Origin of the sequence: Tritonibacter multivorans (genome assembly GCF_001458415.1) — a bacterium.
Taxonomy (GTDB): Bacteria; Pseudomonadota; Alphaproteobacteria; order Rhodobacterales; family Rhodobacteraceae; genus Epibacterium; species Epibacterium multivorans.
This window is the reverse complement of the sequence record NZ_CYSD01000012.1, coordinates 446,766-460,609: the sequence shown is the minus strand read 5'-3', so window position 1 is coordinate 460,609 and position 13,844 is coordinate 446,766. Positions and strand designations below refer to the sequence as shown.

The following is a 13,844-nucleotide window of genomic DNA, read 5'->3' as shown; positions in this document are numbered from 1 at the left end:
ATCCCCATGTCCCGCATTGACGAAACCCTTGAATTCATCCCCACGCGCATTGCCGTTCTGACGGTGTCGGACAGCCGCAGCCTCGACGAAGACCGCTCGGGCCAGACGCTCGTTGACCGCCTGACGGGGGCTGGGCATCTGCTGGCTGACCGCAAGATCCTGCGCGATGAACGCGGCGAGATTGCAGATCAGCTGCGCGCCTGGGTTGCCGACCCTGAAATCGACGTGGTGATCTCGACCGGGGGCACGGGCCTGACCGGGCGGGACGTGACGGTTGAAGCGCACCGCGACGTCTACGAGAAAGAGATCGACGCCTTTGGCACGGTGTTTACCATTGTCTCGATGCAGAAGATCGGCACCTCGGCCATTCAAAGCCGCGCCACCGGTGGCGTTGCAGGGGGCACCTATCTGTTTGCCCTGCCCGGAAGCCCCGGCGCTTGTAAGGACGCGTGGGATGAAATCCTCTCTAAACAGCTGGATTTCCGTCATCGCCCCTGTAACTTTGTCGAGATCATGCCCCGTCTGGACGAACATTTGCGACGGAAGTGATCCCAATAGCCGTATAAGTGCGTATACTTGAAAGGAACCTTCTAAAGGGAAGGTCCTTTTGTTGCCGAGCTACCGCAAGGATCCTGCGCATGCGCTTTCTTCGACACAGTATTACGGGTCTGTTCCTTCTGGGGGCCGCTTTGGCGCTGATGCTGTTTGCCGCCCAGCTGGTGGTATCCGCTGTCCAAGTCCGCATGGCCGAAGAACCACGCGACCGCCCGGCGCGGGAACGGGTTTTTGCGGTGAATGTGGTGACGGCGGAATTGGCGACCGTGGTGCCAGAACTCGAAGCCTTCGGACGCGTGGAAAGCCGCCGCACGCTGGAACTGCGCGCTGCCGTGCCGGGGCGCATTGTCTGGCTGTCCGAGAATTTTCAGGAAGGTGGCCGGGTTCAGGCCGGTGATATTCTGGCGGAAATCGACAAGGCCGACGCGCAGTCGGCTCTGGCGCGGGCCGAGGCATCGATGATGGAGGCTCAGGCCACGCTGCGGGACGCGGATCGGGCTTTGACGCTGGCGCAGGACGAACTGGAAACCACAAAAGCGCAGGCGGATCTGCGGCAGCGGGCGTTTGACCGTCAAATCAGCCTGCGCGACCGCGGTGTCGGCACCGAAGCCCTGGTCGAAGCTGCCGAGCTCGCTGCGGTGCAGGCGCGCCAATCCGTGATCACCCGCCGTCAGGCGGTGTCTCAGGCCGAAGCCCGCGCGGATCAGGCCCAATCCCAGGTTGTGCGCTCTCAAATTGCCTTGGACGAAGCGCAGCGGGATCTGGTCGATGCCACAGTCACGGCGCCTTTTACGGGGACGCTGCAAGAGGTCTCTCTGGTCGAAGGGCGGCTGGTGTCGAGCAATGAAATCCTGGCTGAACTAGTGGACCCCGACCGGCTTGAGGTCGCGTTTCGGGTCTCTACGGTGCAATACGCGCGGCTGCTGGATGAAAACGGCACGCTGCGTGACTCGCCGGTGTCGATCACGCTGGATGCCTCTGGCGCCGACCTGAGCGTTCCGGGCCGTGTGTCGCGCGCCAGTGGTGCGGCAGGCAATGGTCAGACGGGGCGCCTGCTGTTTGCCCGGCTGGACAGCGCAAAAGGGTTCAAACCCGAAGACTTCGTGACGGTGGCCGTGTCCGAACCTGCGTTGCAGCAGGTGGCGCGTCTGCCTGCCTCTGCTTTGGATGCCAGCAATCGTGTCTTGATCCTCGGCCCGGAAGGGCGGCTCGAGGTTCTGCCGGTCACGCTTTTGCGCCGACAGGGCGATGATGTGCTGGTCCGCGCCGAAGGTCTGGAGGGCCGTCAGGTTGTGGCCAAACGCACGCCCCTTCTGGGGGAAGGTATCAAAGTGCGCCCCCTCAATCCGGATCAAGCAGAGCTGACGCCTGCAATGATCGAACTCAGCGCGGAACGCCGCGAGAAACTGCAGGCCTTTGTGCGCGACAGTGGTCGCATGCCAGAGGCCGCCAAGGCCCGCGTGCTGGATCAACTGGCCAAGGCCAAAGTTCCGGCCGCGCTTGTAGACCGTCTCGAACAGCGCGCGGGAGGCTGACATGCGCCAGCTTCCCTCCGGTCCCGGCGGCATCCTGAGCTATTTTACCCGCCATCGCACGGCTGCGAATTTGCTGCTGGTGATGCTCTTGGTCTTTGGCCTTGCGGCCTTTCCCAATATGCGGGCGCAGTTCTTTCCCGATGTGATCGTGGAGACGGTGCGCGTCAATGTCAGCTGGGACGGGGCCGGGCCGGAAGATGTGGACAGCGCTATTGTGCAGGTTCTGGAACCTGCCCTGCTGGCAGTGGATGGCGTGTCCGAGACAGAAAGCACCTCGCGCGAGGGATGGGCCAATCTGTCGATCGACTTTGAACCCGGCTGGGACATGGCCCGCGCCGCTGACGATGTGCAGGCGGCGGTGGATGGGGTCACAACGCTTCCTGAAGACGCCGAAGAGCCCAAGGTCATCCGGGCTGCGTGGCGGGATCGGGTTACAGATGTGGTGATCACCGGCCCGATTGGGTCGGCGCAGCTGGGGCTTCTGGCCGATGAACTGGTCCGCCGCCTGTTTGCCGAAGGGGTGACGCGCTCTACCATTCGCGGTGTGGCCGCCCCGCAAACCCTGGTCGAGGTGCCCTCGGCCAGTTTGATCGCCCACAACATCACCATGGCCGTGATTGCCAGCGTGATTGCCGCCGAGGTCGAGGTCAATCCGGCCGGTGAAGTCGACAGCGCCAATGCCCGTGTGCGCACCGGCACCCAGAAACGCCGCGCCGAGGAGATTGCCGCCATTGTCCTGCGCACTGAAGCGGGTGGCGCGGCGCTGACCATTGGTGATGTGGCCACCATCCGCGTCGAAGGCGTGGACCGCAATCGCAGCTACTTTGTCGGCGACAATCCCGCCATGTCGGTGCGTGTGGACCGGTCCAACCAGGGCGACGCAATCCGCATTCAGGGCCAGGTCAATGACGTCGTAGACGACATGCGACTGAGCCTGCCGGATGGGGTCAAAATCGACCTGATCCGGGCGCGCGCGGAATCAATCACGGCGCGTCTGGACCTGTTGATCGACAATGGGCTGGTCGGGCTGGGGCTGGTTCTGATCCTGTTGTTCCTGTTCCTCAATGCGCGGATCGCGTTCTGGGTGGCCGCCGGTATCCCGGCTGCCATGTTTGCCGCCATTGCGCTGATGTATCTCGGTGGCCTGACGCTGAATATGATCTCGCTCTTTGGGCTGATCATTACATTGGGCATTGTGGTTGATGACGCCATTGTGGTCGGGGAACATGCCGATTTCCGCGCCCGCCGTCTGGGCGAATCCCCTGTGGTCGCGGCCGAGAACGCCGCGCGGCGGATGGCAACGCCGGTTTTTGCCGCCACGCTGACCACGGTAATTGCCTTCTTTGGCCTGACTGCGATCAGCGGGCGTTTTGGCGAGCTGATCGCCGACATCCCCTTTACGGTGATTGCGGTGCTGATCGCATCGCTGGCCGAATGCTTTCTTATTCTACCCAATCATATGGCCCACGCGCTGGTCCATGCGCAGGCGCGCCATTGGTATGATGCCCCAAACCGCGTGGTGAACCGGGGGTTCCGCTGGTGTCGCGACAGCTTGTTCCGCCCGCTGATGGTCTGGGTGGTGCGCGCCCGCTATGCAGTGGTTGCGGGGGCTTTTGTGCTGCTCGCTAGCCAAATGGCGCTGTTCATCAGCGGAGAGGTCACCTGGCGGTTCTTCAATGCCCCCGAAAGGGGATCGGTGACGGGCAACTTCGCCATGGTCGAAGGGGCCACGCGCGAAGATACGCTGGAACAGATGCAGGCCTTCCAAGCCTCGGTTGAAGAGCTTGGCGCTGAATACGAGGATCGCTATGGCCGCAACCCCATTGCCTATGTAATTGCCGAGGTCGGCGGCAATTCGGGGCGTGGCCTGTCCGGCGTCGACACCAAGGACCGCGACCTGTTGGGTGGGATCGCGATTGAACTTATTGACGCAGACCTGCGCCCCTATAGTTCTTTCGCCTTTGTCGGAGAGCTGCAGGACCGCGTCACCCGCATGCCCCTGACCGAGGTGCTGTCTTTCCGCAGCTGGCGGTCGGGTCCCGGCGGCGATGCGCTGGATGTGGAGTTCTTTGGCGCTGACGTGGTGACCCTGAAAACCGCAGCCGAGGAACTGAAAAAAGCGCTTCTGCCCTTTGGCGAAGTCTCTGCCGTTGAAGATGACCTTGCCTATGACAAAGAAGAGCTGGTGCTGGATCTGACCCCGCAGGGGCAGGCGCTGAATTTTACCATTGAAAGCCTTGGCCGGGCCCTGCGCGCGCGGCTCAATGGGATTGAGGCAGCGACCTATCCAGACGGGCCGCGCTCGGCCGAGATCCGGGTTGAACTGCCCAAGGGCGAGCTGACCGCGGATTTCCTTGAACGCACGCTGATGCGCACATCAAACGGCGATTATGTGCCGCTTGCGGATATTGTCTCGGTCACGCAACGGGCCGGGTTTTCCAGCGTGCGGCGGCAAAACGGTCTGCGGGTGGTCAATGTGACCGGCGATATTGCCGATGATGACCCGCAGCGCGCGGCCGAGATCACGCGCGCTATTGCCGAAGAGATCCTGCCCCGCATTGCCGAAGAGCAGCAGGTGGATTACCGCATGGCGGGCCTGTCCGAACAAGAGGACACGTTCCTGCAGGATGCGCGCAATGGTCTGATCCTATGTCTGGCCGGGATCTACCTTGTGCTGTGCTGGATCTTTGCCAGCTGGACCCGGCCGCTCGTGGTTATGGCGATTATTCCCTTCGGACTGGTTGGGACAATCTGGGGCCACTCCCTTTGGGATGTGCCGACCAGCATGTTTACGGTTGTCGGGCTCTTGGGAATGACAGGGATCATTATCAACGACTCGATTGTTCTGGTTGGCACGATCGATGATTACGCCCGCGAACGGGGGCTGGTGCCCTCGATTATTGATGGCGCTGCGGATCGCCTGCGGCCTGTGATGCTGACCACGCTGACAACCGTGCTTGGGCTTGCGCCTTTGCTCTATGAGGGATCGCAGCAGGCGCAGTTTTTGAAACCAACGGTGATCACGCTGGTCTATGGGCTTGGGTTTGGCATGTTTCTGGTGCTGCTGGTGGTGCCTGCGCTGGTGGCCATTCAGGCGGATGTGGCACGCCCGCTGGCCGCGATCCGCCGCGCCCGCCGGGCCGTGCGGCTGCGCGGGCTTTTGGCGGTCTCGGCAATGGCGCATCTTGGCTGGCTGGGGGCGACCCTGGGCTATGCTATGGCAACCGGCAGCCTGAACCCCATTTTGCGCGGGGTCGGCCTTGGCGCATTTGACCCTGTGCGTGGGTCGCTTCTGGCCTGTCTTGCGGGCATGCTGGTGATTGCGGTGCTGAGTTACTTCGCAGGCGCGGCAGGCGCGGTGCGGCGCACACGGGCCAAGGCCTCGCGGGCAACTTCGGCCACCTGATCCAGAAGCTTCAGGTCGCTTGTGTCCAGCGCATCAACCGGGATCCAGGCGGCATCGGCCGCATCATCTGCGGCCTGCAGAGTGCCGCTGGGATGGGTGCAGAGGGTGGCGACCAGCAAATAATGTCGCTCCACCGCGCCATTGCTGTTTCGTTGAATGACATCAATATTGCGCAGGTGACCGGCGGCCTTTGCGGTCAGGCCCGTTTCCTCGTGCAATTCACGCAGTGCTGCGTCACTTGCGGTTTCACCCAGTTCCACATGGCCGCCGGGAAATCCCCAAAAACCTGCATTGGGCGCTTTGCCACGCTGCACCAGCAGCACATGCGGGGCGTCATTGATGTCCTCACAGAGGACCGCAATGGCGCCAAGAACCGGACGGGCTGTCATATCTGTTGTCCCCTCGTGCTTATCCTGCGGTGCAGCCGCGGATATCCACGGCATGGTTTTGCCCCAGAACGGTGATCCGCAGGGTGGAGCGATCGACCGCAAGCGGTCCGTCTTCCAGCGCAAACAGCTCTGTGCGGGCAATGAGTGTGCCGCCTGTGCGCTCTGTCTTTGTGTCGCCTGCAACCACATCAGCACGACCGCTTTCAATCACGGCGACCTCTTGGCCACCGGCGCTGGGCATGGTGACGCGCGCTTCGACTTCGAGGCCATATGCGCCGGGTTTCAGGCGGCAGGTCGCAGCGGTCACGCCCGCTTCGGCGGCGGAATAGGGGCGGGCGGCAAGCGCGGCGGCAATCACCGGGTTGCGCGTCGCGTCCGGGTCCGGGCGGTGATCAAACGCCAGCTCTGAGGGGATACAGACGTCCTTGCAGATGCCCAGCTGCATCTCGCCCCGCAGGCGCAGGGGCGCGCCGGGGCGTTCGGGGGTGATTTCGACCGGCAGGATCATTTCATCATGATAGCCAATGGTGCGCAGTCCCGCTGTTTCAAACACATCGGGCGTCGGCCAGGCAAAGGTCACCTGACCCACATTGCGCGACCCTTTCCACGACACACGTGGCGGGATGCCCGCATCACCGGGGCTGCGCCAATAGGTCTTCCAACCTTCGGCCAGACGCACCCTGAGGGCGGCCTGATAGGTGCCACGCGGCGTCCAGCCGCCATCCAGAACCTCCATCTCGGCCACATTGGCAAACCGGTCTCCGGCAGTCGCAGGGACAGCACAGCCAACCACAAGGGCGGCGCAGAGGGCAGACAGGGCACGTCGAGGGTCGAAAGCAAAAGGCATGGTTGTTCAATCCATGTTGAATTGGGCAGATCAGTTGTGAGCCAAGCCGCGCGAAAAGCCAAGTCACGTTCCAGCGAGAGCGCTTAAACCCGCGCAAGATGCGCCCGATTTGACGGCGGCAATCGTGCTGCATCTGCACGGCACGCTTGCGCCCAGACCAAGCGAGGGGCAAGGTAGGGGAGAGAAGACAAGAAAAGGGCAGCCCATGACCGATCTGGAGATGGATCTCACAGGGAAAATGCTGATCGCCATGCCGGGGATCGCCGACGGGGTCTTTGATCATTCCCTCGTGTATCTCTGCTCGCATAATGCCGAAGGGGCGATGGGGCTGGTTGTCAACCGCCTGACCCCCGAGGTTGGGCTGAAAGAACTGCTAAAGCAGCTGGAAATTCCCGCATCGGCCGCAGCAAAGGCGCAGCCGGTCTATTTTGGTGGGCCGGTTGAACTGCAGCGGGGCTTTGTTCTGCATTCCTCGGATTACACCTCGAAGGTCAATTCCCTCGAGGTGAGCGAAGACCTGTCCATGACCGCGACGCTGGATGTGCTGGAAGACATTGCCGAAAGCAAAGGGCCGGACAAATATCTGGTCATGCTTGGCTATTCCGGCTGGGGGCCGGGGCAGCTCGAGGGTGAGATCGCCCAAAACGGCTGGCTCACCACGGACGCAAGCTTTGAGCTGCTGTTTGAAGTCCCGCCGGATGAGAAATGGCAAAAGGCGTTGGAAACCTTGGGGGTGGATGCGATTTCGCTCTCGGCCGAGGCGGGACACGCCTAGGTCTGGTTCAATCTCTCGGCGCAGCCGCGCGGCGCAGGCGGTCATTGATCGCCACACCAAGGCCCGTTTCAGGAACCGCAGCCACGGCAATGGGCAAGGCGCGCGCGTCCAGCGCGTGCAGATGGCCAAACAGATTGGCTGCGGCCTCTGCCAGGTCACCGGTGTCAGACAGGTTCAGATCGCAGTCCATCGGCCCAAACCCCAACAGCAGTTCGCCGGACGCAACCGAGGTGGCGTTCAACCGCACACGGGCATTGGGCGCGTAATGCGACAGCAGTTGGCCGGGCGCTGTCAGCGGATCTGCGGCATCGCGTAGGACCAGGGGCTGGCCCAAGGCGGCTTCGATATCCTCGGCCGCCAGACCACCGGGGCGCAGCAGCATCGGCGCGTCGCCTGCAAGGCCAACAATGGTGGATTCAACGCCAACACCGCAGGCGCCATCATCCAGAATCGCTGCGATCTTGCCTTCCAGACCGGCAGCCACATGCGCGGCGGTGGTTGGGCTGATCTTGCCTGACGGGTTTGCCGACGGCGCAGCCACTGGCCCGCCGACCGCTGTCAGCAGCCGGCGTGCGGCGTCTTGCGCAGGCACACGCACCGCCAGCGTCGAAAGCCCTGCCGTGACCAGCGGCGACACGCCGTGACCTGCGCGCAGCGGCAGCACAAGCGTCAGCGGACCCGGCCAGAAGGCTGCGGACAGCACATCCGCCCAGTGATTCCATTCCACCAGCTCTTGCGCCATTGCCACATCGGCCACATGGGCAATCAAAGGATTAAAACTTGGCCGCCCTTTGGTTGCATAGATCGACGCCACCGCCGCGCCATTTTTTGCATCCGCCCCAAGGCCATAGACGGTTTCGGTGGCAAAGGCGACCAGACGGCCGTCGCGCAGAAAATCCGCGGCCTGGGAAATGCCTGCGGCATCAGGCGCCAATCTAAGGGTCTGTTCTGACGTTGCTTTCATAAGATCCTGCTGGCCCCTTCGTCACCTGTCGTGGTGACGCCGCGTTTTGATTGCACTGCTGCCCCACCTGTTTACCTAATCGAGCAAAGCAAAGTACATAGCGGTAAGACCGCTTGAAGCCAAGGCGCCCGGTCCTCAACAGGCCGCAGAGGCGCAATCGGCACTGAATAGGGGATCCCATGAGCTTTCGCGCGCCTGTAACCGAACATGAATTCATCCTGAAGGATATCCTGGGCTACGAGCAGATCGCAGCCACCGAAAAATTCGCAGAAGCGCCCGGCGATGTCGCCACCGCGATCCTGTCGGAAGCCGGCAGAATGTGTGAAGAGGTCATCGCGCCCCTGAACCGCGCAGGCGACCTGAATCCGGCCTATCTTGAAAACGGCGTGGTGCGCACATCCCCCGGCTTCAAAGAGGGCTTTGACGCCATCGCCGAAGGCGGCTGGGTCGGCATGAGTGCCGATCCCGAATACGGCGGCATGGGCCTGCCAATGTCGCTGACCACCTCTGTGATGGAGATGCTGTCGTCCTCCTGCGTCAGCCTGCAACTGCTGCCGCTGCTGACCCAGGGGCAGATCGAAGCGCTGGAGCATCACGCCTCCGACGCGATCAAGGAACTCTACCTGCCCAAACTGAACTCGGGCGAGTGGACCGGGACCATGAACCTGACCGAACCGCATGCGGGTTCGGACGTGGGTGCGCTTTCGTCGAAAGCAGAGCGCAATGATGACGGCACTTATTCTGTGACCGGTCAGAAAATCTTTATCACCTGGGGTGATCTGGATTTTGCCGACAACACGCTGCATCTGGTTCTGGCGCGTCTGCCCGATGGGGTCCCCGGCACCAAAGGCATTTCCCTGTTCCTCGTGCCCAAGTTCCTGCCGGACGAGAACGGCAACCCCGGCCAGCGCAACAGCGCGAATGTTGTCAGCCTTGAACACAAAATGGGCATCCACGGATCGCCCACCTGCGTGATGCAGTTTGATGGCGCCAAAGGCTGGCTTGTTGGCAAAGAGCACGGTGGCATGGCCGCGATGTTCACCATGATGAACAATGCGCGTCTGGGCGTTGGTGGTCAGGGTGTTGGTATTGCCGAAGCGGCCTATCAGCACGCGCTGTCTTACGCGCTGGAGCGCAAGCAGGGCCGGACGGAAAACAACTGCATCGCTGACCACGCCGACGTGCGTCGTATGCTGATGGAGATGAAAGCCGATCTGTTTGCCTCCCGCGCGATCACGCTGGCCTGTGCCGGTGCCATCGACATGACCACCGCCACCGGGGATGAAGACTGGAACGCCCGCGCGGCCTTCCTGACGCCGATCGCCAAATCCTTTGGCACCGAGGTCGGCATGCGCGTGTCGGAAACCGGCGTGCAGATCCACGGCGGCATGGGCTTTATTGAAGAAACCGGCGCGGCGCAGTTCTCGCGCGATGTGCGTATCACCGCGATCTACGAGGGCACCAACGGCATTCAGGCCATGGACCTTGTGGCCCGCAAAATGATGGACGGCGGCGATATGGCCAACCGTATCATTGACGAGATCGAGGAACAGGCCGAACGCGCCCGCGCAACCCACCCGCGCATGGCCGAAAGCGTCTGGCAGGCCTGCGAATCCCTGCGTGAAACCACCGAATGGCTGGTGGCACAGGGTGACCTGAACGACCGTTTTGCTGGTGCGGTGCCCTATCTGATGGCCTTTGCCCGTGTTCTGGGTGGCCACTACCACCTCGCGGCTGCTATGGCCGATCAGGGCGGAGCGCGCGAAAAACTGGCCCGCTTCTATATCAACCGCCTCCTGCCGCAGCATGCCTCTTATCTGGCGCATGCGCAGGCCGGGGCCGAAGGCGCCTATGCGCTGACATTTGAAGAACTGGCGAGCTGACACATGACATCGGTCCCTGACGTTTCCCCGAAAACCCCATGGACCGAACCGCCCACTGAGGGCGAAGCCATAGAGATTGCGGCAGGCGTGCTTTGGATGCGCCTGCCGCTTCCGATGAAGCTCGATCACGTCAACATCTACGCCTTTGATGAAGGCGACAGCTGGACGCTGGTCGACACAGGCATGTCCTCGAACAAATCCCGCCGCATTCTGGAACGACTGATGGCGAGCCCTTTGGGGGGCAAACCGATCAGCCGCGTTCTGGTCACGCACCACCATCCCGATCACGTCGGCAATGCAGGCTGGTTCCAGTCCGAACATGGCGCAGAGCTGGTCACCTCGCGCACCGCCTGGCTGTTTGCCCGCATGCTGACGCTGGATGTGCAGGAACACTGGCCCGAAGAAACTCTGGCCTATTACCGCAGTGCCGGTATGGACCCCGCGTTTTACGAGGCCCGCAAGACCGATCGCCCCTTTAATTTTGCCGATACCGTCTACCCCATGCCGCTGGGCTTTACCCGGATCAAACAGGGCGATGTCTTCCGCATGGGCGGGCGCGATTGGGATGTGCACATGGGCAATGGCCACGCGCCGGAACATGTGACGCTGTGGTCGCGCGATGACAATCTGGTGATCACCGGCGATCAGGTGCTGTCCTCGATCAGCCCCAATCTGGGCGTCTATGCCACGGAACCCGAGGCTGATCCGGTGGGCGAATGGCTGGAGGCCTGCGAGCGTCTGGCGACCCTCGCGCGGCCCGAACATCTGTGTCTGGGCGGGCATAAACTGCCGTTTTCACGACTGCCTTTGCGGATGCGTCAACTGATCGACAACCACCACGGCGCATTAGAGCGCCTGATGGACTTCATGTCCGAACCCCGCACGGCGGCGGATTGTTTTGCACCGCTCTACAAGCGCGAAATCGGCGCGGGTGAATATGGGCTCGCCTTGGTCGAAGCGGTCGCCCATTGCAATCACCTCTGGCTTGACGGCAAAGTGACCCGTGAACGCGGCGCAAATGACGCATGGGTCTATACGCGCCGCGACTAAGGGAGCAGACATGCAAGACACCGTCGAAACATCCGCCGAGCTGGCCGAAGCCGCAGCCCTGCGCAAATGCCACGAGGTCCACACGGACGCCAAGGCCAAAGCCGCCACCAACCCGGCTGCCGCCCTGTCCGAAGAAGCGGCTAAAGCCGCCAAAAGCCCGGCGCAATGGGCCTACGAGCGGCTGATCCTCTATATCAAGAACTTTGAAGAGCAGCTCGACACCTCGGAAGAGGTCGCGATGGGCTTTGTTGGCGGGGATGCCGGTGTTCTGCGTATCGAAGGCATGGGCTATTTTGACCCCGATATCGTCACCTTTTACGGCAGCGACGGGTCTGGAGCGCGCACCCAGCTGGTGCAGCACGTCAGCCAGCTGAACGTTATGCTGCGCGCGCTGCCAAAACCGCGCGAAGCAGAACCAGCGCGCCGGATCGGGTTTGAACTGGCCTCTGACCTCACGCAAGAGGCGTAAAAGGTACATTTGCCCTGCGGCAATTTGCATTAGGGATCTGGACAGTATGGCGGTCATCGCCCGGTGACAGATCCCGCCAAATCCGCTAAGCACAAGATCAGATCACCCCGAGATTTGGAGGACGACGGACCAATGGCGGAACATAAACACGGCACCATGGACATCACCGTGCAGGAAAAGACCTACGCGGGTTTCATCTCCTTTGTGGCGCGCAGCTGCGTGGTTCTGATTCTCTTCACGCTCTTCCTGGCCATTTTCGCGGTCTGACTTCTGTTTTGTGACCCGGTGGCCTTGGCCACCGCAGGGCACAGCAAAGAAGGTTGCTCTCATGCAATTCGGTAATGTGGTGCGCCTGTTTTTATGCGGGCTTCTTCTGGTGTTGGCAGGCTGTGCCAGTTCACCGCAAAAGCCAAACGCAGATGCGGCCACTTTGGCGCAAGCCGCCTATCGTGACCCCGGCGCGCCCTCGATGATGTTGATCACCATGGTCAACAATCGCACCGGCAAGGGGGGGCACACATCGCTGATGGTCAATGCCAGCCAGCGGGTGATCTTTGACCCGGCAGGGTCTTTCAAGGCCGATGTTGTGCCGGAATACAACGACGTCCTGTATGGCATTACGCCAGCGGTGTTCAAAGCTTACCGCGGCTCGCATGCGCGCGAAACCTTCCACGTTGTCACGCAAGAGGTCGCATTGACCCCCGCACAGGCCGAACGCGCGTTTCAGCTGGTGACATCGAACGGTCGGGTGCCCGGCGCTTATTGTGCCAACGCAACGTCGGGCATTATGGCGCAGATCCCCGGTTTTGAATCGATTGACCGCACCTTCTTTCCGGTTCGGTTGCAGGAGCAGTTCGGCACGCTGCCCGGTGTGATCACCCAGCGCTATTACGAAAACGACAGCGAAGATCTGCAAGTGGGCATTGCCGCCAATAATGCGCAGCTGAACGCGCAGTAGCAGAGGCTGCGGTCGGACGTGCGGGGGCGTTGTCGCCCACGCCGTTGAAAAGGGCCGTTTTTGTGGTGGTGCGCGGCAGAGCGCGCGGCTAGGCTTTGGCAAACGGACCTGATGCCTGGGAGGGGCGCCGTGGCGACGGAACCCAAAAACACAAGCTACTTGATTGCGCCTGATCCACAGGCGCCGCGCCTGACACGGCCAGTGTCGGGTGTGGATCAGAACGGTGAGACGACCGAGATCGCCGTGGTCGAGGAACGCCCCCTGACGATCTATCTGAACCGCCAAGAGATCGTCACCGCCATGACCATTGGTGACTACCCGGAATATCTGGCGCTGGGGTTTTTGAAAAATCAGGGCATGTTGCTGCCCGATGATGAGGTCACCCGCGTCGACTACGACGAGGAACTGGAAACTGTTGTTGTGCGCACCGCGCGCGAAACCAGCCACGAAGAAAAACTGCAAAAGAAAACCCGCACCTCGGGCTGCGCGGTTGGCACCGTTTTTGGCGATATGATGGAGGGGCTGGAAGGCGTCACCCTGCCACAGACCGAGGTCCGCAGCAGCTGGCTTTATACGCTGGCGCATCAGATCAACCGCACCCCGTCGCTGTATCTTGAGGCCGGCGCGATCCATGGCACGGTGCTGTGCCGTAAGGATCAGCCGCTGGTCTATATGGAGGACGTGGGCCGCCACAACGCCGTCGACAAGATCGCGGGCTGGATGCTGTCGACGGGCGAAGAGGGCACGGACAAGATCCTCTATACCACCGGGCGGCTGACGTCCGAGATGGTGATCAAAACCGCGATGATGGGCATCCCGGTTCTGGTGTCACGCTCGGGCTTTACCGCCTGGGGCGTGGAGATCGCGCGCGAAGTCGGCCTCACCCTGATCGGCCGGATGCGCGGGCAGCGCTATGTCTGCCTCGCAGGCGAAGACCGCCTGACCCGCGACATGTCCGCCGAGGAGGCCCCGGTGGAAGAAAAGAAACACCGCCGGAAAAGCGCGGGGTGATC

General features: G+C 62.0%; 13 protein-coding genes. 10 read left to right on the top strand and 3 right to left on the bottom strand.

Features of this window, described 5'->3' with window-relative positions; translation table 11 throughout:
* Window positions 1–6: 6 nt before the first annotated feature.
* From moaB to TRM7557_RS03485, 3 genes are all read left to right on the top strand, one after another.
* Window positions 7–549 carry a molybdenum cofactor biosynthesis protein B gene (gene moaB / locus TRM7557_RS03495; RefSeq protein WP_058288808.1) on the top strand — a complete coding sequence of 181 codons (543 nt, stop codon included), beginning with the start codon at window positions 7–9 and terminating at the stop codon, window positions 547–549.
* Between the two features lie 89 nt (window positions 550–638).
* Entirely contained in the window at window positions 639–2,090 is a 1,452-nt protein-coding gene (locus tag TRM7557_RS03490) for an efflux RND transporter periplasmic adaptor subunit (RefSeq protein ID WP_058288807.1), read from the top strand.
* A 1-nt stretch (window position 2,091) separates the two neighbouring features.
* Window positions 2,092–5,496 carry an efflux RND transporter permease subunit gene (locus TRM7557_RS03485; protein WP_058288806.1) on the top strand — a complete coding sequence of 1,135 codons (3,405 nt, stop codon included), beginning with the start codon at window positions 2,092–2,094 and terminating at the stop codon, window positions 5,494–5,496.
* On the opposite strand, the gene TRM7557_RS03480 is transcribed toward TRM7557_RS03485, so the two are convergent.
* Together TRM7557_RS03480 and TRM7557_RS03475 are read right to left on the bottom strand one after the other, a co-directional pair.
* A complete protein-coding gene (locus tag TRM7557_RS03480) occupies window positions 5,424–5,885 on the bottom strand; it encodes an NUDIX hydrolase (RefSeq protein ID WP_058288805.1) in 462 nt (153 codons plus the stop codon). The two genes, TRM7557_RS03485 and TRM7557_RS03480, sit on opposite strands and share 73 nt — an antisense overlap.
* A gap of 19 nt (window positions 5,886–5,904) precedes the next feature.
* Complete coding sequence (locus tag TRM7557_RS03475) at window positions 5,905–6,732, bottom strand: protein-disulfide reductase DsbD domain-containing protein (RefSeq protein ID WP_058288804.1); 828 nt, start codon at window positions 6,730–6,732, stop codon at window positions 5,905–5,907.
* A gap of 220 nt (window positions 6,733–6,952) precedes the next feature.
* Here TRM7557_RS03475 and TRM7557_RS03470 point away from each other — a divergent pair, with 220 nt between their 5' ends.
* The gene (locus TRM7557_RS03470; RefSeq protein ID WP_058288935.1) at window positions 6,953–7,507 is read left to right on the top strand and encodes a YqgE/AlgH family protein; all 555 of its coding nucleotides are present in this window, start codon (window positions 6,953–6,955) and stop codon (window positions 7,505–7,507) included.
* A 7-nt stretch (window positions 7,508–7,514) separates the two neighbouring features.
* Here TRM7557_RS03470 and TRM7557_RS03465 read toward each other — a convergent pair whose 3' ends face one another.
* Window positions 7,515–8,471: an L-threonylcarbamoyladenylate synthase gene (locus TRM7557_RS03465; protein WP_058288803.1), complete on the bottom strand. Its 957-nt coding sequence runs from the start codon at window positions 8,469–8,471 to the stop codon at window positions 7,515–7,517.
* Between the two features lie 179 nt (window positions 8,472–8,650).
* On the opposite strand from TRM7557_RS03465, the gene TRM7557_RS03460 reads away from it, so the two are divergent.
* The 6 genes from TRM7557_RS03460 to TRM7557_RS03435 all read left to right on the top strand — a co-directional run bounded on the left by TRM7557_RS03460 (window position 8,651) and on the right by TRM7557_RS03435 (window position 13,842).
* Window positions 8,651–10,354, top strand: coding sequence for an acyl-CoA dehydrogenase (locus TRM7557_RS03460; RefSeq protein ID WP_058288802.1), 1,704 nt, complete (start codon window positions 8,651–8,653; stop codon window positions 10,352–10,354).
* Window positions 10,355–10,357: 3 nt separating this feature from the next.
* Window positions 10,358–11,404 carry an MBL fold metallo-hydrolase gene (locus TRM7557_RS03455; protein ID WP_058288801.1) on the top strand — a complete coding sequence of 349 codons (1,047 nt, stop codon included), beginning with the start codon at window positions 10,358–10,360 and terminating at the stop codon, window positions 11,402–11,404.
* Window positions 11,405–11,414: 10 nt separating this feature from the next.
* Window positions 11,415–11,873: a DUF6173 family protein gene (locus tag TRM7557_RS03450; protein WP_058288800.1), complete on the top strand. Its 459-nt coding sequence runs from the start codon at window positions 11,415–11,417 to the stop codon at window positions 11,871–11,873.
* Between the two features lie 132 nt (window positions 11,874–12,005).
* Window positions 12,006–12,140 (top strand): aa3-type cytochrome c oxidase subunit IV, encoded by a 135-nt coding sequence (locus tag TRM7557_RS03445; protein WP_058288799.1) that lies wholly within the window; start codon window positions 12,006–12,008, stop codon window positions 12,138–12,140.
* A 61-nt stretch (window positions 12,141–12,201) separates the two neighbouring features.
* Entirely contained in the window at window positions 12,202–12,831 is a 630-nt protein-coding gene (locus tag TRM7557_RS03440) for a hypothetical protein (RefSeq protein ID WP_058288798.1), read from the top strand.
* A gap of 111 nt (window positions 12,832–12,942) precedes the next feature.
* Window positions 12,943–13,842 (top strand): formate dehydrogenase accessory sulfurtransferase FdhD, encoded by a 900-nt coding sequence (locus tag TRM7557_RS03435; protein ID WP_058288797.1) that lies wholly within the window; start codon window positions 12,943–12,945, stop codon window positions 13,840–13,842.
* Window positions 13,843–13,844: the final 2 nt, after the last annotated feature.